This window comes from Pantoea sp. QMID4 (assembly GCF_030270445.1).
GTDB classification, from domain to species: domain Bacteria; phylum Pseudomonadota; class Gammaproteobacteria; order Enterobacterales; family Enterobacteriaceae; genus Pantoea; species Pantoea vagans.
The window spans coordinates 38,222-58,255 of the sequence record NZ_BSXL01000012.1; the positions used below are offsets into that span (position 1 = coordinate 38,222).

At 46.5% G+C, this 20,034-nt stretch carries 18 protein-coding genes and 4 pseudogenes; 12 read left to right on the plus strand and 10 right to left on the minus strand.

The features are described from left to right. Window positions 1-538: 538 nt before the first annotated feature. The 3 genes from QSK07_RS21495 to QSK07_RS21505 are packed head-to-tail and all read right to left on the minus strand — an operon-like array spanning window position 539 to window position 3,503. The gene (locus QSK07_RS21495; RefSeq protein ID WP_285723013.1) at window positions 539-1,282 is read right to left on the minus strand and encodes a hypothetical protein; all 744 of its coding nucleotides are present in this window, start codon (window positions 1,280-1,282) and stop codon (window positions 539-541) included. Then, a complete protein-coding gene (locus QSK07_RS21500) occupies window positions 1,283-2,335 on the minus strand; it encodes an AAA family ATPase (protein WP_285723015.1) in 1,053 nt (350 codons plus the stop codon). Next, complete coding sequence (locus tag QSK07_RS21505; RefSeq protein ID WP_285723016.1) at window positions 2,319-3,503, minus strand: DUF262 domain-containing protein; 1,185 nt, start codon at window positions 3,501-3,503, stop codon at window positions 2,319-2,321. Before QSK07_RS21505 ends, QSK07_RS21500 begins: the two co-directional genes overlap by 17 nt. 761 nt (window positions 3,504-4,264) lie before the next feature. Here QSK07_RS21505 and QSK07_RS21510 point away from each other — a divergent pair. Further along, on the plus strand, window positions 4,265-5,296 hold the full coding sequence (locus QSK07_RS21510; protein WP_275223053.1) for a tyrosine-type recombinase/integrase: 1,032 nt from the start codon (window positions 4,265-4,267) through the stop codon (window positions 5,294-5,296). 202 nt (window positions 5,297-5,498) lie between these two features. On the opposite strand, the gene QSK07_RS21515 is transcribed toward QSK07_RS21510, so the two are convergent. Then, window positions 5,499-6,443, minus strand: a complete 945-nt coding sequence (locus tag QSK07_RS21515; protein WP_285723019.1) for an AraC-like ligand-binding domain-containing protein — start codon at window positions 6,441-6,443, stop codon at window positions 5,499-5,501. Between the two features lie 149 nt (window positions 6,444-6,592). On the opposite strand from QSK07_RS21515, the gene QSK07_RS21520 reads away from it, so the two are divergent. Genes QSK07_RS21520 through QSK07_RS21530 form a run of 3 tightly spaced genes read left to right on the plus strand, consistent with a single transcriptional unit; the run spans window position 6,593 to window position 9,518 of the window. Continuing rightward, complete coding sequence (locus QSK07_RS21520; protein WP_285723021.1) at window positions 6,593-7,594, plus strand: carbon-nitrogen hydrolase family protein; 1,002 nt, start codon at window positions 6,593-6,595, stop codon at window positions 7,592-7,594. Between the two features lie 2 nt (window positions 7,595-7,596). Next, entirely contained in the window at window positions 7,597-8,646 is a 1,050-nt protein-coding gene (locus tag QSK07_RS21525) for a phenylacetaldoxime dehydratase family protein (RefSeq protein WP_285723023.1), read from the plus strand. Beyond that, window positions 8,643-9,518 (plus strand): transporter, encoded by an 876-nt coding sequence (locus tag QSK07_RS21530; RefSeq protein WP_285723025.1) that lies wholly within the window; start codon window positions 8,643-8,645, stop codon window positions 9,516-9,518. The genes QSK07_RS21525 and QSK07_RS21530 overlap by 4 nt, the downstream gene beginning before the upstream one ends. A gap of 215 nt (window positions 9,519-9,733) precedes the next feature. Here the strand turns inward: QSK07_RS21530 and QSK07_RS21535 are convergent. Continuing rightward, window positions 9,734-9,908: pseudogene (locus QSK07_RS21535) on the minus strand (helix-turn-helix domain-containing protein); the annotation flags it as partial. A gap of 25 nt (window positions 9,909-9,933) precedes the next feature. Here QSK07_RS21535 and QSK07_RS21540 point away from each other — a divergent pair. The 3 genes and pseudogenes from QSK07_RS21540 to QSK07_RS21550 form a co-directional block, all read left to right on the plus strand. After that, a pseudogene (locus QSK07_RS21540) lies at window positions 9,934-10,068 on the plus strand (Tn3 family transposase); the annotation flags it as partial. Between the two features lie 18 nt (window positions 10,069-10,086). After that, entirely contained in the window at window positions 10,087-10,317 is a 231-nt protein-coding gene (locus QSK07_RS21545) for an iron chelate uptake ABC transporter family permease subunit (RefSeq protein WP_285723027.1), read from the plus strand. A gap of 335 nt (window positions 10,318-10,652) precedes the next feature. Further along, a pseudogene (locus tag QSK07_RS21550) lies at window positions 10,653-11,030 on the plus strand (DMT family transporter). A gap of 114 nt (window positions 11,031-11,144) precedes the next feature. On the opposite strand, the gene QSK07_RS21555 reads toward QSK07_RS21550, so the two are convergent. Beyond that, window positions 11,145-11,654 carry a GNAT family N-acetyltransferase gene (locus tag QSK07_RS21555; protein WP_285723029.1) on the minus strand — a complete coding sequence of 170 codons (510 nt, stop codon included), beginning with the start codon at window positions 11,652-11,654 and terminating at the stop codon, window positions 11,145-11,147. Window positions 11,655-11,717: 63 nt separating this feature from the next. On the opposite strand from QSK07_RS21555, the gene QSK07_RS21560 reads away from it, so the two are divergent. Then, the gene (locus tag QSK07_RS21560) at window positions 11,718-12,296 is read left to right on the plus strand and encodes an XRE family transcriptional regulator (RefSeq protein WP_285723031.1); all 579 of its coding nucleotides are present in this window, start codon (window positions 11,718-11,720) and stop codon (window positions 12,294-12,296) included. Between the two features lie 262 nt (window positions 12,297-12,558). Here QSK07_RS21560 and QSK07_RS21565 read toward each other — a convergent pair whose 3' ends face one another. Both QSK07_RS21565 and QSK07_RS21570 read right to left on the minus strand, forming a co-directional pair. After that, complete coding sequence (locus QSK07_RS21565) at window positions 12,559-12,960, minus strand: VOC family protein (protein WP_285723032.1); 402 nt, start codon at window positions 12,958-12,960, stop codon at window positions 12,559-12,561. A gap of 234 nt (window positions 12,961-13,194) precedes the next feature. Then, window positions 13,195-14,514 (minus strand): LLM class flavin-dependent oxidoreductase, encoded by a 1,320-nt coding sequence (locus QSK07_RS21570; RefSeq protein WP_098053228.1) that lies wholly within the window; start codon window positions 14,512-14,514, stop codon window positions 13,195-13,197. A 151-nt stretch (window positions 14,515-14,665) separates the two neighbouring features. Between QSK07_RS21570 and QSK07_RS21575 the strand changes: the two genes are divergently transcribed. Continuing rightward, window positions 14,666-15,565 carry a LysR family transcriptional regulator gene (locus QSK07_RS21575; RefSeq protein ID WP_285723035.1) on the plus strand — a complete coding sequence of 300 codons (900 nt, stop codon included), beginning with the start codon at window positions 14,666-14,668 and terminating at the stop codon, window positions 15,563-15,565. Between the two features lie 247 nt (window positions 15,566-15,812). Then, entirely contained in the window at window positions 15,813-16,316 is a 504-nt protein-coding gene (locus tag QSK07_RS21580) for a DUF1543 domain-containing protein (RefSeq protein ID WP_098053230.1), read from the plus strand. 98 nt (window positions 16,317-16,414) lie between these two features. Here the strand turns inward: QSK07_RS21580 and QSK07_RS21585 are convergent, their stop codons facing one another. Then, on the minus strand, window positions 16,415-17,104 hold the full coding sequence (locus QSK07_RS21585) for an NYN domain-containing protein (RefSeq protein ID WP_285723037.1): 690 nt from the start codon (window positions 17,102-17,104) through the stop codon (window positions 16,415-16,417). A 511-nt stretch (window positions 17,105-17,615) separates the two neighbouring features. Here QSK07_RS21585 and QSK07_RS22895 point away from each other — a divergent pair. Further along, window positions 17,616-18,182: a cytochrome b gene (locus tag QSK07_RS22895; protein WP_352230979.1), complete on the plus strand. Its 567-nt coding sequence runs from the start codon at window positions 17,616-17,618 to the stop codon at window positions 18,180-18,182. A gap of 287 nt (window positions 18,183-18,469) precedes the next feature. On the opposite strand, the pseudogene QSK07_RS21590 reads toward QSK07_RS22895, so the two are convergent. Continuing rightward, window positions 18,470-18,868 (minus strand): annotated as a pseudogene (locus tag QSK07_RS21590) (manganese efflux pump); the annotation flags it as partial. A gap of 262 nt (window positions 18,869-19,130) precedes the next feature. Between QSK07_RS21590 and QSK07_RS21595 the strand changes: the two are divergent. Next, entirely contained in the window at window positions 19,131-19,811 is a 681-nt protein-coding gene (locus QSK07_RS21595; protein WP_098053233.1) for a helix-turn-helix transcriptional regulator, read from the plus strand. Window positions 19,812-20,034: the final 223 nt, after the last annotated feature.

Genomic DNA, 20,034 nt, shown 5'->3' on the forward strand with positions numbered 1-20,034 from the left:
TGAGCTGTAACTGTGAAGCAGCATCAAGGCGACGCAGACATTTTTCAATAATAGCCTGAATAACGTGAGAATACGGGGAAGTCCTTTTTTTCGATATGAGCATCAGTATCGTTTCATGTTTCTCAGAAAAGATGATTAAAGCGTTGATTTGAGGTGACATTATGAACTACCTGATAAGTAGTATTACCATCCAGCTATTTGTAGTAATTCACATAATACTTATTATGTTAAATAACGCCACTGAGTAGATTAATGAACCTTATGATTGAGTGAGATTTCGAACAAAATTTTGCAAAGTTATATTTAATAGCCCTTAATATCTGTACATATCCTTTTCCATAACTTCCTATTTTCTAGTATTATGGTTAAAACTGGAGTAACTCAACAAGAACGCGCAGCTCATCTAATTTTAAATAATTCATATTATTAATTTTTTTAAGTATTTACATGTGCAAACGTTTCATAACGGTCTGTCGTTATGTAGAGCAGACCTTTGACTAAATACAGCAACGTCTAAAATAACATAAGTGTTTATCTATCAAGATACTTCACTAAAAAGGCATGATAGCTCCTTAGGATTTTCTTTCCAAATGTGGTCAAACCCACTTGAAAACATTATTTCAATTTTATTCTCATTGTTTTCAATTAGTAAATATCTATCATGGCAGTTATTGTATTTAGCATAAGTTGATTGCTTTACCTCCCAATCATTACAGATGGATTTTACAAAAGCTGTAGTAATCGTAGTGGAGTGTTGAATTGCATTTATATTATTACAGACTGCCGCATATTCTATTAACAATTTATGTTTTGGTAGAATGCTATGAAATAAGCTGCTTGTGTTCTCCCAGTTGTTAGAAAAATAATTATCGCAAATGGTTATCTTGTGCGATTTCTCACACAGTTTTTGGAGGTATTTTTTTAAGTCGGCACGGTCATCTGCAGCAGACAGAGATATTACAATGTTTTTATCTACCATGCCTTTTTTATAATGAACGTAGGGGAACTGCTTTTTTGAATCTTCGGTCAGGATAATTTTGAAAGTTGTCTCATTTGCTAACTCTTCTAAATCGAAATCTTTATACGGTTGGTTAGCCATTTGTGACAGTATTTGTTCATAGGTTGACATCTCAAGTCCACTTTTCCTAACCCTCCTTAATTGAGCCCAGTTCGTAGCATAAGGTGCAACAAACTTCTTCATCAAATGATTTAGTTTTTTTATATCTTTCTTATGTTCATATACCATGAAAAGGGAGTCGTCCAAGACCATTTTTCCTAGCATTTATCTCATCTCCAATAATTCACTTAGGGTAGCGTCGAAGAAACCTTTAGGAAAAGCAATAGTGTTGTTATTGCAGTCGACATACTCGCCATCTTCATTTAATAATAAATTAAGGAATTTGCTATTTACGTCAGGTTTGTAATGAATTATAACGTCTTCATTTTGAATTGAATCCTTGTAAACTTGATAAGTTACCTTGTTCAGTAAGTGTTCACAATGTGTCTCTACAATAAGTTGAATACCATTGGCGGCGATAAAGCATAAAAATTCACCCAAATAAGATTGGGCCTTAGGATGAAGTTGAACTTCAGGATTTTCAATTATGATAAGGTCGCCTTTTTTTGCCATCAGGCAAATTATTATAACTTTGCTGATGTAACTCATTCCAGCGCCAAGATTAAAAGGCGAAACAAAACCTTCTATCTCCCTGATTTTGAATGATATTTTCAACTGATCACTAATTTTTTCTGTAACTAACTCTGAGGTAGTACCAGTAATGTAGCTCAACCATTCAGCAACTTGATACGATAGCGTTTTGGATCCTGGGAATTTTAATAATTGCTCTTCTACTGGTTTGATTTTAATTTTTTCAAATGTTGAGAACAAGTATTCTCCTAAAATACCAATTCTTCGATCTGATAAAGGGGTTACTTCCTGAGCACCAATCCTGTTCGCATTCAAATATAAAAATTCTGGTTGTGATGAAATTTCTTCAGACGGCTCATAAATATAACTTAAATCACTTTTGCGAATGAACCCATCTACAAAAATAGTCAGCTCATTGACTGTGTTTTGACTATCAGTAACAGATATTTTAATTGCTTTTGCATTGGTTTTTTTATTTCTAATTGCATGGAAATCATTTAAGTAACGCAGTAGTTCTTCCATGCTATATCTATTGCTCTCTTGCGATTGCTTGATAACCAGCATGATGGCTTGAAGCACACTTGACTTTCCCGATGAATTAGCTCCGGTAAATATAGTAAGCGGTTTAAGTGATAGTGTTTCACTCTCTAAACTTTTGAAGTTAAGTATTTCAATCTTGGTAAGCATTTTTTAAACCTCTTGTTATCTCTAGAGAAAAATCAAACCTCATTTTTACATACTCAAGTGTATCTATAGAGCCGGAGAAAATACCGAGTGCTTCGAAATTCTCTTTGTAACTTTCTACAAAGGTGTAATAATCATTTTCTTTCTTTAATTTTGAAAGATCAATAAAACACAAAGCAAAAACAAGCATTTCAAATAAACCCATGTTAATTGGCCTACGATTGCCACCATGTTTTGGTTTGAAACGAAACGCCTCACTACCTAATAATTCATAAACATTATACATACCTTTAAGGCATGCTTGTTTGACCTCTTCCAACTGATTAGGAGTAGCTTTTGTATTAAGAAATTTCATTGTAGATGCTAGAAATACGTCTATGTCAGACTTATACTCGATCATTGACATACCTTTCATCATGTACAAATAGAAAGATACGAATCTCAAAATCAAATATCGGTCTCTCATTCTTTCTGACTTTACACCATAACCTGTAGAGAGTTTAAACTCTTCACTTTCCGCTAATTCTTGTATGAGGATACTTGCCTTACCTTGATATAAAGCGTGCCTCATTTCCTGTTTGTTAAGATTAATCCCACCTCTATTCACTCTCTCAAATATATTAAACTTAACATATTCAGGAGTAGGAGGTTGTATCACATAGGAATGAAGTTGATAATCTTCTAATTTTGATTGTAGAAGATGTGGTATGTCATCGAATTTTTTCCCTTTTAAATTTGGGAACATAGACAGGTCAGTCAAGGCGAATTTATTATTTATATAAAGCTTCAAGGCTGAAATTCTTTGCTTTCCATCAATAATTTGCCTTACGCCATTTTCATCTTCAAAAAGATAAATAAGTGGTATAGGGATGCCCATCAAAATTGACTCGATAAGTTCAGACTGATGCTTTCTATCCCAGACGTCTTTTCTTTGAAAGTCTGGAGCAAGTACAAGATTCCCCCTGCTTTCCCTTCTAAGTAACTCAAATACACTAGACTGTTCTTTGGCTATACGAACTTCAGTATCAGTCCCCATCTGATGAGGATGAGATGTAAGCTCTAAGTTTTCTTGATCCTCTAGTTCAAGTTCCTCAGATTCTTGGATTTCCTGACTCATAGATATATGCCTGTAAGTTATACCATTTTTGGTTGATTTTTGAGCTAAACTCATGCCTTCAAACCATAATTTAATATTATATACCAATAATATGAAAAACATCTAACATTAAATAATATATTATTCATTTCTACAATAGACTCACATTATAATTATTTAATTTTATTAATTCCATTAGGTTTTTTTGGTGATTGCTAATTAAATTCCAAAGTCCGTTTTAAGTAATTCTTCTTTGATTGTGATTAAATTTTCATTTATTACAGGTCGTCACTCATTATGAATTCATTGATGTAATATTTATTTATCATAAGTACTTTATGATTAAGATGAATTTTATCAACATCACCTAATTCCACTATAAATATAACCTTGACTAACGTTGGACTTTATAAGTAACAAGCCTGAAGGTTGAAATAAAAACTAACCACTCTTAAATCATTATTTCATTAAATAATATCAATCTTTTTTAGATTGCTAACTTCCTATAATATAATAGGAGCTATACAAGCCCAGAGACTCTCGCACCATCTACTGACCTGAGTTTATCAAATTTCTAGCCTTATATAATTATGTTTATATAAGTCCAGACAGGGTCTCAGAAAGCATGTATCATGCAGATCCGGGCCGGATCCTGAGCTTTACGTCCGGTTATACGAAACGGCGATGTTCCGGACGGCATACTGCTGGACAGCACCTTAGTAGATATGGTTAAAAATAAGGCACCCCTACGTAAAATCTGACGGGTATTGCCCCTGCGTCTTTCTCAGAATTCGCGTAGCGCTGCCATTAAATTAACAAGTGTAAACGGAGCAAACATGAACGATATCTCCGGTTTTACCGGTATGGTTCTCAGCGGCAGCGCTGATGATGATCTCACCGCGAAACTGGCCGCGTTCGTCCGCCATCGTGAGGCTTTTTCAGCCAACACGTGGCGTCAGCTGCTGAGCGTGATGCGGATCTGCTGGCGCTGGTCGCAGGAAAACCGTCGGTCCTTTTTGCCAATGACCCCAGATGACATGCAGGACTACCTGTTTCACCTGCAGGCGATTGGCCGGTCAACTTCGACCATATCAGTACACGCGGCGCTGATATCGATGTTACACCGTAACGCCGGGCTGGTCCCTCCGACCGTTTCTCCCGACGTCGTGCGTGTCAGGAAGAAAATAAAACGCACAGCAGTCATGTCAGGTGAGCGCACAGGGCAGGCGGCTCCATTCTGCCGGCCAGACCTGAACCGTCTGGATGCTGAATGGGCTCATTCATCCCGCCTGCAGCAACTTCGTGACCTTGCGTTTATGCACGTTGCTTATAGCACGCTTCTCCGTATGAGCGAGCTTTCCCGTCTGAGGATCAGGGACATCTCCCGTACAGCAGACGGGCGTATTATTCTGGACGTTGGCTGGACCAAGACTATCCTGCAGGCAGGAGGCATCGTTAAGGCCCTCAGTGCGAAGTCATCCCGCAGGCTGAGCGAATGGATCGCCGCGGCAGGTCTCGCCGGCGAAACTGATGCTGTTATCTTCTGTCCTGTTCATCGATCTAACCGGGTTGCCAGGGTATCCGAAGTCCCCATGAGCGCACCCTGCCTGGAAGATATTTATCGTCGTGCCCGTCAGACTATGGGTGAGACGATGGCTTTTGAAACCAACAAAGGGCGCTACGCCAGCTGGAGCGGCCACAGCGCCCGCGTCGGCGCTGCACAGGACATGGCCAGAAAAGGAATATCCATTGCGCAGATCATGCAGGAAGGGACCTGGACGCAGACCCAGACTGTCATGCGCTACATTCGTATGGTTGAAGCTCACCGCGGAGCAATGGTTACCCTGATGGAAAACGATGATGATTAGCTGACAAGAAGAGATGGACTATCTGCTGAGCATAAATTATCTCTTCAGAGATATATAGGGTATGAGGCACAACGGAACGAAAACGCACGTACAAAATACAATTACCTGTTTTTCTTATATTTTTATCTATTCCATCGGTACGATGAACAGCAGGCATCAGATTTTTTTTCTGCACTGGAACCTTTCATATGACTATCACCCGCTAAGCCTCGCCAGCCTGATGACGGTATTCCGTTGGTGAGCAGCTGAATTTTTCTCTGAATACCCGAGAAAAATAAGCCATATCATTGAAACCAAACCTCCATGCAATCTGGCTGATGGGAGCATCTGAGTACAGGGGGGATTGTAAGGCCAGTGAAGCTTTATTCAGCCTCTGAGTCAGGACATACCGGCTAAAGGTGGTACCGTCGTTCTTCATAAGCATGCTCAGATAGCGTGGTGAAATACGAAATGAATCAGCAATGCGTGATACAGAAAGCGTAGTATCCGAAAGCTGCTGATCTATCATAATTTTAATCTGAAGCAGCAGTCCTGCGGATGAACGGGACGATGTTTTTGCTCTGCATTCATCTGAGACGATAACTGTAATGAGCTCGAGGAGCTGTCTGTAAAGGACGCTGGTATGACGGGATGCAATATCTTCTGGCTGTGCCATCAGGTTATTCAGAAGCATGTGGATAAAAGGCGTCAGGGAATGTTTTTTGCCAAAGGAATACGCAACAAAATGTTCTGTCTTTCCCAGTTTCAGTCTCAGATGCTCTATGGGTATCTGCACCACATGCTGACGCGTTTCACCATGAAGGTGCAGTTCGTAAGGAAAGCGAGTGTCATAAAGCCCGAATTCGCCCTGACCAAGACCGGCATGGCTCCCCGCCTGAATCACGGATGTTTTACCCTGACTGACGAAACTCAGCAGCATGGCATTGTCAGGATGATTATCCGCCCCCCTGCGGCATCTTATGACGTCCTGGGCACTACAGCTGACCTCTGAAAGCCGCAGGTCTCCCCAGTCCCCCGACCTGATAACGCCGTGCCTGTCGTCTCCGGAAAAAGTACTTTCCAGCGGAACAAACGTGCGGCTGATGGCATGGCGCCAGTATTCACCCCGTTCAGCATACAAAACATCAGAAGTGTTATAGGTCTTCATATCAGCAACCTCCGCCCTGGTTGGACAGGTAATGCAAACTTCAGACCACTTCCTTTTCAGACAAGTATTCTTTCCTCCCGGTCATAACACTGCGCCCGGAAGGGAGGATATATCTGTGCCTGCTGAATTATTTTACCAGGAGACAGAACATGATGAACAAACCGGTTACCGTTGCCTGCGTTCAGGCCGCCCCCGTTTTTATGGACTTAGAAGGCACAGTAGACAAAACAATTGCCCTCATCTCTGAAGCCGCACAGAAAGGTGCGGAACTTATTGCTTTTCCGGAGACCTGGATACCCGGTTATCCGTGGTTCTTATGGCTGAATTCCCCTGCCCAGAATATGCCCCTGGTTTATGAGTACCATCAGAATTCTCTGGTGCTGGACAGTACTCAGGCGAAGCGAATTGCGGGTGCAGCGCAGGAGAATAACATCACTGTTATTCTGGGCTTCAGCGAGCGCGATCACGGGAGCCTCTATATCTCACAGTGGCTGATTGGCTGCGATGGGGAAACTATTGGCATTCGGCGCAAGCTTAAGGCCACGCACGTGGAGCGTACGCTGTTCGGCGAAAGCGACGGATCCTCCCTGACCACCTGGGAGACACTTCTGGGGAACGTCGGAGCACTCTGCTGCTGGGAGCATCTGCAGCCGCTGTCCCGTTATGCGATGTATTCCCAGCATGAGGAGATCCACATCGCCGCCTGGCCCAGTTTTAGTCTTTATACCAGCGCAACGGCCGCACTGGGTCCTGACGTTAATACGGCGGCTTCACGCCTGTATGCCGCAGAGGGACAGTGCTTCGTGATAGCCCCGTGCGCTGTCGTTTCTGACGAGATGATTGATTTCCTCTGTCCTGATGATGACCGGAGAGCGTTACTCAGTGCCGGGGGGGGGCATGCCCGTATTTACGGCCCGGACGGAAGAGAACTCGTCACACCGCTCGGAGAAAATGAAGAAGGACTGCTTATCGCTGAGCTCGACCCTGCTGCGATCACCTTTGCCAAACTGGCGGCTGACCCGGTAGGTCACTATTCCCGGCCTGACGTGACCCGCCTCCTTTTTAATCCCTCAGCCAACAAGACTGTGATCAAACGACATTCGCCTTCTGAGCTAATTGCCGAACAGGCTGCCGAAGAAGAGGAGGAGTAGAAATGGAATCTGCCATTCCTGAGCATCTGCGTACCCTGCGCAGTTGTCCCTCCGCCATGCCCGAAAAACATGAACCGCCCTTTCCCGCCTGGACCGCCCGATTCTCCCCCCTGGCCGGGCGGATAGTCATGGCGTACTTCGGTATTCAGGGGAGAAACTGTCCGGATATTTCTTCCCTGAATGAAGTCACCGCTCGCTTTTCGTCAGCGCATGGCCCTGGCCACTGGGACATAGCGTCATACAAAGACCACGCGGGATTTTACAACCTGATCGCCATTGCCTACTGGTCATCCGCAGAGCAGTTTGAGAGCTGGAAACAGAGCAGCCTGTTCCACTTGTGGTGGAGTTCACCAGAAAGGGAAAACGGGGAGTGGGGTTTCTTTCTGGAAATTGTCAGCCCGCAGCCTGAAAACTTTGAGACCATATTTTCAGACAGAACCTCTCCGGAAGGCGCATCCTGGCTGGCTGAAGGCATGAGCGGTGAGATGCGCGAGCATGGTTACTGGGGGAGTGCCCGCGATCGTCTGCCTGCAGCGCAGAACAATCCCCTCTGTGGAACCGGTAAATCCCGTTCGCGGGCAGAAAGCGGAAAACGGATTGTGCTGTCAGGAAGTAACAACCTCTGCCTCATTCGCTCCGGGCAGGACTGGTCGGCCACGCAACAGGAAGAAAGACAAAAATACCTCACAGAAGTAGAGCCGGTACTGCGCCAGGGAATGGATTTCCTGAGAGATCAGGGCCATACCATAGGCTGCCTGAGTTGCCGGTATATGCAGGTGTTAGAGCCCTTATCACACGCACTGACGGAAAAAACGTTTGGTCTGGCGCACTTTACTGATATGGCCGCCCTTGAACTCTGGGCAAAAAGCCATCCGACACACGTGGCAATATTTGGCGGGTTCATGCGCTACGTGAAAGAGCTGAACTTTAATATAGCGCTCCGACTGTGGCATGAAATTGTCGTTGTGCCTGCAGAATCACAGTATTTTGAATATGTTAACTGTCACCCGAATACCGGTCTGCTACGACAGGACAGCGGAGAATCATTATGAATACGTTTTTTTGCCGTACCGGTATTTCTCTTGCAGTAGCATTAAGCCTGCCTGCTGATGCCCTTGAATTTTCTCCCGGAGATTACGAGATGATGCCGGCGAACAGAACATTGGCGCTGGCCTATTTTCAGTATGCGCATAGCGATGAATACTATTCACATGGCAATAAAGCAGCCGGGGATTACAGATTACGCTCTGAGGCCACACTGCTGCGCTTTATTCATGGATTCCGTCCTGCGGAAAATATCAGTATTGAGCCACAGATTATCATTCCGTTTGCCAGGGTGGACGCGATGGGAGATGCCAGTCCACTCGGCAGCGCGTCAGGGATGGGCGATATCATTGTGGGTATGCCTTTCAAGTTCAGGGTGGACAACGAAGGAAGTGACATTCTTTCTCTGGCCCCTTTTATTTATGCGCCCATCGGAGCCTACCACAATGAAAAAGCTGTGAATGTAGGGGAAAACCGCTGGCGCTATCTGCTGCAGGGCGTCTGGATCCATCATTTCTCAGACACCTGGGCATTCACTACGGGTGCGGATGTCTCCTGGACGACAGCAAATGACCGTTACGGTAACAATAATGCCAGACTCAGTCAGAGTCCGCGTTACGAATATCAGGCGTATCTGAGTTATAACCTGACGCCTGCCACGCAGTTTGGATTTGGCGGCGGATGGATAACCGGGGCCAAAAGTCAGATTGACGGCATTTCTCAGGATGACCGACTGGACAGCACGTATGTCCGTATTTCAGCTTCGCATTTCATTACACCAGCCGTTCAGGTTCAGCTCTCAGGTGGTCGTGATATCTCCGTAGAGCACGGATTCCGGCAGGATACAAATATCAGCCTGAGATTAGGTTATCTTTTCTGAAATTACTGGCCAGGGAGTGTCTCTGGCCAGAGATGTTCAGCCTGTGTCATTAGTTCTGTAAAAGAACCTATTATCTGAACTATAAAATCAACGGACACTTCCTGATTTGTTTTTACTCTTCAATATCTTGCTGCCATGTGAGTTGGGACGGTCTCATTGTCCTGATTGAAAATTCTTAACGGTTAGCGCTACCCGTGGGTCATAAAACATTGGCATCATTCCGGTGTCGAAGATCCGGTCATTTCTTCTGCAAGAATCTTATAAACCGTAGAATGGGCAATACTGAGTTGCCGGGCGATATCCGTCGCGCCGGTACCTATCCGGTGTAATTCCAGCACACCATCTCTGTCCTTAGTGCGTCTTCGGCACAAATCTTGTGCCTTTGAGCTTCCTGACCCAACTGAACCGGGGATAAGGCCGCCATGCTTTAGCCCGGGCCGTCTGTTATGGTCAGCGTGGGGAGATCAGAAAGCGCTATCGTGAAGGTCAGGAAAATCAGCTTGGCGCACTGGGGCTGGTCACTAACGCGGTGGCACGGTGGAACACGCTTTAGCTTGGCCTGGGCCAGTTGACCGCGCAGTCGCTGGGTATCCATTTATTCCGCACCAATCTGCTTGTGCTGCTGTTGATATCGCTACTTACCGCCGCTGGCACGCTGATGGTGCTGGCCGACTGGCTGGGGCGTAATATTGCCTGGCCCTGGCCTGTTTCCGCCGGGCTGCTAACCGCCTTTATCGGCGCGCCCTGGTTTCTATGGCAGTTTTCCAGAACGGTGAGTCGCCAGGTTTTGTCGAAATAATGACCGACCAGAATTTCTGCGCCGTCATCAGGCGATATCAGAATCAGCTTTTCACAGGTTTAGCTATTGCCCGTTTCTGACGCTTCCGGTAGCAGGACATTGCTATGATTTCCCGCAGATATGTGCTCTTCTGGCACATGGCGGATATTAGTATTTCTTGATCCGCATCTCTGAAACTGATCTGGCGTTTACGTTAAGCATTTATTCTGCAGTGTCATAACCTCCTTGCGGTTCAGTCCCCAATAGTAGACAAAATATCTACTATAAGATGCTAATTTCAAATCTCAGGGGTAAGACTCAAGGGAGTTAACAGGGTTTCAGCACTGACATTCCTGATGCTAATTACCGGAGGAATTGCGCTGGTTATTCAGAACACGTTGATGACCAGGATAACTCACTCGGCTTCAACTGTACTGATAGCTCTGGTGCTGAATTCTGCCGTAGGGCTTGTTTTACTTATCAGCTTACTGGCGGGAAAGACGGGTGCATCAGGGTTTTACGAACTATTGCAGTCTTTCAAAAGCTGGATGCTGCTGCCGGGCATTTTAGGTTTTTTTTCACCGGAATAACGGGTTATAAAAATATCGGTGCTTCGCGGACAATTGCGATACTGGTCGCCAGTCAGCTTGTCGCAGGTCTCGGGTATGACATCTACCGCAGCGGTACGGAAGGATTGCATTAAAAATGCGTCAGTTATATCCGGCGCGGTGTGACTGGTTACAGGCGCTTTTTTCGTTGCATCACGAAGGTTTAATCTTAAACGCTGTCACCGGCACGTCCCTGTGCCTGTGATTAATACTACTGTGACGTTCTGAGAATATTCACTATCAGGGATGTGCCCGGGTATCAAGGCGTAGCTGCAAAAACGTCAGATCCAGCCAGTGTCCGAACTTGTTGCCCACCTCTGACAATCGGCCAGCCTCTGTAAAACCGAGCTTTTTGTGAAGCGATATGGATGCGACGTTTTCAGATTCAATGCCAGCTACCATGACATGCTTACCCTGATCAGTAGCCAGTCTGATCAGTTTCTCCATCAGAGCTTTACCTGCTCCCTGTCCCCGGGCACTTTTGTGCACATATACAGAATGCTCAACGGTGTGGCGATAACCATCCCACGGGCGCCAGTCACCATATGATGCATAACCCAGTACGGAATCGTTCACGTTAACAAAGACAATGACGGGAAAACCTGCCTCGCGCCGGTCTCTCATCCATTTTATTCGATTGAGAAAATCGATCTTGTTTTCATTCCAGATCGCCGTGGTATTAAGCACAGCGTCGTTATAAATTTCAGCGATAGTTTCAGCATCGCGTTCTGTTGCAGCACGAACTGGCATAGTAGACACCTCACCTCTAATTTACTAAAGTAGATTAACCGTACACTATATTATATATCCATTATGTTAGATTATTTGTCCAGTAAAGAAGATGATTTGAACACTCGTATCGGCCTCAAGGTAAAGGCTGAAAGAGAAAGACGTGGCTGGTCACTGACCGATCTGGCAGAAAACTCAGGCGTATCACGGGCGATGATTCATAAAATTGAACGTGGTGAAAGCAGCCCGACAGCGACCCTGCTTGCAAGACTTTCTGGCGCTTTCGATATGTCTATGTCCCAGCTGCTTGCTGAAATGGAAGTTCGCACCGGTGTGCTTATCAGATATGAAAATCAGGCTGTATGGCAGGATCCTGAAACAGGCTACATTCGTCGCCATGCTTCACCAGGACAGATACCTGTAGACCTGGTTAGCATCGAGCTTCCGGCAAATACTGCCGTGCCTATGCCCGCTATTTCCTATCTTTCACGACGTCAGCTCATCTGGGTCATTGAAGGTAAGCTGACATTTATTGAGGGCAGCACAACATTTGAGATGTCACCGGGTGATTGTCTGGAGCTGGGCGATCCTGCTGACTGTATCTTCAAAAATGATACCGGTTATCTTTGCCGCTATGCCGTGATAGTCCTCAAGCCATCCTGAGATTGCATGCATGGAAACTGATTCATTCAAAGTTAACGGGAAGATTCTCAGGCGGTGATTCCTCTACCTGATTGAGCATCTTTTATCAGCTCAATTTTGTAACCGTCTGGATGATGGTCATGTCTTTTCCTGGCACATAACAGTCAAGGTTACGTCCGCTCCTGGCACACAGCGGACATTGTGCAGGCCAAAGTCCGCTGTGAGCGAAAAGCGGACCTGGTATTGTGACCGATTACGCATTAGTAACCTGACTCCAGGCGATTTAATTTTGCTTGTTCTGGTAAAGATCCCAGCGGTTGCCGTAAATGTCCTCAAACACCACGACCATCCCGTAATCCTCCTCCCGCGGCTCCTGGCAGAAGTGAACATCCTTCGCCTTCATGGCGTTGTAATCGCGCCAGAAGTCGTCAGTCTGCAGGAACAGGAATACCCGTCCGCCGCACTGGTTGCCGATAAAGCCTTCCTGCCGCTCATTTGAAGCACGGGCCAGGAGAAGATGACAGTCGCTTTCCGGATTCGGCGTCACAACGACCCAGCGCTTACCCGGTTGCGGTGTGTCTTCTACCAGCGTAAATCCCAGCTTGTCGGTGTAGTACTCAATTGCGCGATCATAGTCGTCGACCACGATGGCCACATAACCCATGCATCGTTTTTGCGTTCTCATTTCTGCTCCATCAGGTTTCAGACACAGCCGTCTTGGAACAACTTTTTAACACAATTTAACGCAACTAACTGCACAGATGAGACCAGAATAATAACGTCCGCTTCTGGCACACAGCGGGTAGGTCACCTGAGTTAATGGTCCGCTTTAAGCGATCTGCAGGCATTGCTGATAGCATTAACTGTGAATCAATTGGGAACTGGTCAGCATTGTTACCTTAATAACCTCTGTACTAAGTCAATATTTAGTCAATCCCAGGTGATCCCGCAGATGGGTTCCTTCATATTCAGTGCGAAAAATGCCTCGTCGTTGCAGCTCCGGCACCAAAAGTTTGGTTAATGCCTCTGTACCTGTTGGGAAATGAGTGGGCACGGCAAGGAATCCGTCGCAGGCATCGGCATTAAGCCAGGCTTGCATCTGATCGGCAACAGTGGCCGGGGAGCCAATGGCTTTAAGGTAACTGCCTTCCGCGAAATAGCGGGCCGTCTCAAGTATGGAGAGATTTTTATCACGGGAAATGGCCATAATTGCGTCCCGGTGCGATTTTCCCGCGTTTGATTCAGGCAGTTCTGGTACGCGTTCTTCAAGGTCGAACTGGCGAAAATCGACCCCACCCGCCAGTGGTTTCAGATTACTTAAGGCAATGTCATCTGGAATCAGGGTTAACATCTGGTCGGCCAGTTCTCTGGCCTTCTGGTCTGTTTCTGCAATGATGGGAGTAAGCCCCACCATAATTTTGATCGCATCGGGCGAGCGTCCGAATGCCTGAGCGCGCCGGCGAATGTCATCACGAAATGCGCGCCCGCCTTCGATGGTGGATTGCAGTGTAAATACCACATCAGCCGTTCGTGCTGCCAGAGCCCGGCCGGGCTCTGATGCACCGGCCTGGAAAATAACAGGTCGCACTTGTGGACTGCGGCCCATAGGAAGTGGACCACGAACCTTAAAATGCGTCCCCTGGTGCTGAAGAAAATGCATCTTATCAACATCGAAGTAAACACCGCTCTGCTTATCCCGCGTGATAGCATCCTCATCCCATGATTCCCAGAGGCCGTTAACAACGTCGACGAATTCTTCTGCTCGTCCATAGCGGTCTGCGTGGCCAACATGGGCATCCAGTCCATAGTTTTGCGCTTCATCTTCGTTAAAGGACGTGACTAAATTCCATCCTGCGCGCCCCTTGCTGATAAAATCGAGCGTCGCGAACCGACGGGCAATGTTGAAAGGTTCGTTAAACGTCGTTGTTGCTGTGGCAGCCAGACCTAATCGTGAAGTATGGGCTGCGAGAAGCGGTAACACCATCGTAGGGTCAAAGTGGATTGAGCGGGGGTTGGCCGCACCGTATTTATCACCCGCCAGGATGTCATTGCTGCGACGCACGGCAGCCTGATCTTCAAAAAAGATGGCATCCAGTTTTGCGTCTTCTGCAAGCTGTGCTGCGTGTACCAGGTGGTCGATGTCCAGATCTATTTCTGGAATGGCGTCCGGCAATCTCCAGGCCCCGAGATGATATCCCGGAAACAGGAACAGGGCTAAATGAAGTTTTTTTTGTGTCATAAGGTCACCTTTTATTAAGCTTTGGTAAAGCGCGGCGTCATCGTCTGGATGATTAGCCTGTGCATTGCCATGGCAGTATGAGTAATTTAAGGTGTACTAATCCATCAGCATAAATGCACACATCTGTTGCATAAAACTTTACGGGTTCGCCATGAGTCCCTTTTCCCGCTTTGCAGCCTACTTTGCGGAGGTTGCTCGCAATGGAAGTCTTCGAAAAGCAGCCGAAAAGCTGCACGTGTCCGCGTCAGCAATTAATCGTCAGATCCTCCAGGCGGAAGAAGAACTGGGAATACCTTTATTTGAGCGGCTTCCGGGAGGCATGCGGATGACAACTGCAGGCGAGCTTCTCTACACTGACGTACTTCGCTGGCAACGTGATTTTGAACTGACAAAACAGCGGTTTGATGACATTAAGGGGCTCAGACGCGGAAAAGTCAGTATCGGGCTGGTTCAGGCTCTGTCGGAAGGGAAACTCTGTGAAGAGATTTCGGCAATTGCTCAGGAGTATACCTGGCTGGATCTTCAGCTGAATGTTGAAAGCAGCGCAGCAGTGACACAACAGGTGCGGGATTCTGAAATTGATTTTGGACTCATACTCGACCCGGAAGTCGTTGGCGGACTTGAAGTGCTTGCCTTTGCAGAGATTGAGATGGGTATTGTTCTGCCACCTCAACACAGGTTTAAGAAAAATGTCGCGCTTTCCATCTCTGACCTGAATGAAGAAAAGCACATACTTCCGGGCAACTCACTGGTTGTTCACGAACGTGTCAGATCAATTTATGCTCATGCGCGTCAGTTGCCCGAAACTGCAATCTCCTGCAATGATATCCGCCTGATCAAAGCTCTCATTGCGAGGGGAGCCGGCGTGAGTGTGCTGTGCTGGCTCGACGTAATGGAAGATGTCAGAGCGGAACGTTTACATTTTATTCCTCTAAGGAACAGCCCGCTGCGACCTCTGATTCTGGGGCTGTGCATTAACTCTACAAGACAGCTATCCCGGGCAGCTCATCACGTGATGAAGCGTTTGTCAGTAGTTATTGAGGCCCTGTGACCTACTCCCCTGTATTTCATCAGGTCTGGATTTGCAGATTTACCGCGCAGTGAGCGAAAACCAGTAGTCAGAATACTTTCTCGAATATTTTTGGGAGCTACGGGCTTCTGGTTGAAGTGCACGCGGACGGCGATTAAGTCTGAAATTAGCTAAAAGCAGACGTCTTCAACTTTCCTGATAAGGTTGCAGCACGAATCGTTATGTATTCAAATACATTACGGAATCAATGCTGGAATGAGGATGATAGATGAATCTGTATATGTTTTATATCGGCGGTAACGCTGGCAAATCCAATATTGAGGTGCACGACATTCAGTTTGTCGCAGTCAATAAACCAAAAGATGCCTGGCCCGCTCTTCGTGATGTATGGTTTGGTGATAAAGATAAAATCCATATTGACGGCTATAGCCGTATCACCTGGGCTGACGGTTATTCCGTCACTCTGTCCGCTGAGCCTTCCCATTCAGCAAAGAAATTATTTTTCGTCAACGCGGGCGGCTACAGGCCTGACACACTTGCAGAGTTACACGAATTCGATTTGTTTGTAGCCGAAAATGCCCAACAGGCCAAAAGTAAAGCGTTGAAGACGCTGCTCTGTGACGCTGACCATCAGCATAAAGACAACCTGAAAGACGTTGACGATTGCCTGCTACTGGAAAAAGTAGGTGAGTTTTTTATCACTTTAACCCCCTGCGAAACAGGAAGTCGTGATCAACCAGAATGGCAAGGCTATCAACCTATAGGTTTATGACAACATAAACACAAACCCGGCTGATGTCCTCTTTTGCCACAAAGAGGACCGATTCTTTACCGTTCACCGGCATTCGGTAAAACGCTTACAGGACCGAATCACCAGTAATGGGGCTTAATGGCAGGCTTCTTTCTGGTGGGGACGCGATCTGGAAACTGATGCGCCTGTAGCTCAACTATTTTGATGTTCTTCCTGAGCCAATGGGCGTAATTATTGAGGGAGCCAGGCACTCCACGGTCTATTCCTTCCCTGTGAGGAAGAATAATTCCTACTGTAACTTCGGGGAAGTCTTCCTGTATCGCTTTTAACGCTGGCGTCATATCAGTATCGGCAGACACCAGAACTATCTGTTCTATACGTTCATCAGCTGGCAGGTTCTGCTGCTGTGAAAGGAGCCTGTACATACCTATGGCTAAACTTACATCTGTCTGTTTCTCTTCCAGGTCCCATATATCCACCTTATCCTGCCGTGAAGCCGGTGTGTGTTTATCTATGTAGCGTGGAGCTGTGCCATGCTCCAGCCGGTGTTTACCCAGAGTCACTGTTACGCCTTTAGCTTTGAGGGCACGAATATAGGTATCCTGAGCTTCTTTGGATTTGATACCTAAAGTTGCAAGGCTCGGCAATACCGGAGACGTGAAGTAACTTACCTGAATAGTCTCAGAGGCAGGATTCTGTATTTTCGTAATATGGGTTAGCAGGGCTGGGAGGTCGAGCCACTTATAATCTGTACCGGCCAGCAGGCCGTAAAAGAGGTTGTATCCGTCTACAAAAAAAGCGGTGCGCACATTTGCTTCCTTTCAGATACGAAAAAACCGGCTCGCTGGCCGGCTTCTTCACCCCAACTGCCAGTGAACTGAATCGCTGCGTTTAGGGTTGAGTTGTGGAGCTAACAGTATCGCATTCAAATGAGTCCGTCAATATCTACTACGCGTCCTGAGTAACGGCCCTTCAACCCGTTCACGTTCAACGTTAATTCAGTAAAACCCGCAATCCGCCCAACCGACCTTACTCACTAAGCTTCGTCCGCTATGAGCGAGAAGTGGACGGTCTTCTTAGATGCAGGCCTGAGGATACCTGAAGGTGGTCGAGTCACTATCAGGTAACTAATTATCAAAAACGACTCATACACATACACTCCCCTTCCTTATTTTTGCTTTTAAGATTTTTCATGCCCCCGATACTCCTGATTAAGTTCAGACTGAAAGCCAGAAAAAATCATCCTGGATTGGTTTTCGCTGCGCAATGACTTGCTTTATCTTCAATACCAGATAGCAGTTTCAATCCATCGGAGGCTGTATGAAGAAAAACGTCAGGATTCCTGGAAGCGGTAGTTTGTGGACAGACACGCCGGATTACTATGGTTCCGTAAGTCGTTTACTGCACTGGGGTATGGCATACCTTATGCTATGGCAGTTCACTATAGTATTGGGCTGGCGTGCATTTGGTCCCTCAGAAAACATTATACTTGTCTCGCAATTTGGGCCTGATCACGGAACAGTTGGTCTGCTGACTTTCGTGCTTATTGTTCTGCGAGCCGCTTGGGCATTCGCCAATCGCCGACACCGGCCTCCGCATTCCCCAGGATGGGCAGGGCGAACCAGCTTTGCAGCACATGTGATACTTTATCTCCTCATGTTCGCGATTCCTGCTTTTGCTCTGTTACGTGTGTATGGAAGTGGTAAGGGATGGAGTCTCTGGGGGATTGCGTTAATACCTGAAACTGATACGGAAGTGAGCTGGATGGTTGCGCCGGCAGATATAACGCATGATCTTATGGCATGGCTACTTTTTTGTCTGATAGGCGTACATATCCTGGCAGCGCTCTTTCACCGATTCGTCCTCAGAGATCTGATCTTCGGCTGAATGGCTGAAACCAGGAAGCCTCGAGCTTAATTATATAGTTCTCTGATTTATTTATTCAGCTCAACAGTTGACACTGACTGGCATCGGTTGACGTAGTTTCTCTATCTGTTAACCGATAACTATCCTCTCTGGATAGAAATAATACAGCTGGTTGATATAGGGCAAATCAGAACGACACTTAACAAGATTTTTACACCAATGAAAGCTGTAAATGTGAAAAAGGCTCATGGCATTCTCTATAGCGGTAAGGCCGGAGGTAAGTTCGTACTGGTTCTGAATGAATATACTCAGTTGAGCAGGCCCAGATGTTCAATGAGGATAGAGCTGCCGATGCTAATTAACACCATGCCGCCGGGAATTTCTGCCCATTTCCCAATTTTAGCGCCAAGAAAAAGCCCCAGCAGCATGCCACTGGCTGCCATCACGGTGGTTGCCGCACCGATTGCCAGTGCTGTCACCACAATATTTGCCTGCAAAAATGCCAGACCAACACCCACGGCCATCGCATCAAGGCTTGTAGCAATTACCCTGGTAACCAGTAACCAGAAGCCGTGGCGTCGGGGTGCTTCTTCCGGCTCGTCTGTTTCTTTGCGGATGCCTTCGAAAATCATTCGAGTGCCCGGCACGAAGAGCAATGTAAACGCAACCCAGTGATCCCAGTTTATGACGAACTGGCTTGCAGCAAGGCGTAGCGGTGGCAAATGGAAACGGGAGGATGCTGCTGTAACGTCTGATTGCTTCGCTCATTAATTTCTTATCCTGCTTGCACGGCAGCAGAGCTATAAAACACATCAATTAAACGTTGAATTATCAACATTGCGTTTAATTACGGTGTGCTTATGTGAAAAGAAAAGTAAGAAACTGAAAAAGCGACTGGGTCAGATCCTTATGTTAAGGTCGCAATAATCTGTTTATAAATCCGCCCCATTTTTAGACCAGAGCTCTCATATGTCAGAAAAAAATGCAAAAAATAGCCTTATTAGCGAACTGAGCGCTGTCATGGAGGCCCTTTCTTCTGTAACCGGACAGCATATGGAAGTCGTGCTGCACGATCTGGAACGTCCTGAAGCGTCAGTACTCAGGATCGTTAATGGTCATGTTTCCGGCAGGCAGGTCGGCTGCTCTCTTCTCGAAGGGCCTGAAAATGATATGGGGTTTACGGGACTTCTCGCACAGGAAACCTCCCCGGAGAAAACCGAGCCCGCCGTCTTTACTCACTACCGTACGGTCGGCCCGCAGGGCAAACCGCTGCGCAGCTCGACAGTACTCTTCAGGGACGAGAGCGGAAAGGCCACCCTGTCACTGTGTTTTAATGCCGACTATAGCGAGGTGGACGCAGCCCGTGAAGCGCTGTCACGCCTGATGCCGTCACAGGCAACTGCAGCCGAAAATGGCGAATCCGGACTTGAGGCAAAAATGGATGAAATTATCCGTGCCTGCATTCCGCCTTCCGGGCAGTTACGGGTTGGCGCAACAAAAAAAGACAAGGTCAGGATCGTCCGGCTGATGCAGGAAAAAGGGCTGTTTATCGTGCGTGGCGGTGTGGAAATGGCTGCCAGAGTGCTCGGCGTAACGCGGTACACTGTCTACAACTATCTCGATGAAATAAAAAAGACCCCTCAGCCCTGAAGGCCGCTCATGGATTAATTGCAGTAAAAAAAGCGAGAGCGCAAAAGATAGAAGCTCAGTTTTGATGGATGGGTATGTCCGCTTCTGGCACAGGCTGTGTTAAAACTGTTTTGATCGCTTAATCTGCGTAGAACGGGACTGAAAAATGCGTTCATACGTAAAATTTGGCTCAGCTAACCTGTCGATTGATTCAAGATTTTGCGTAGATGCGTGCACTTCAGTT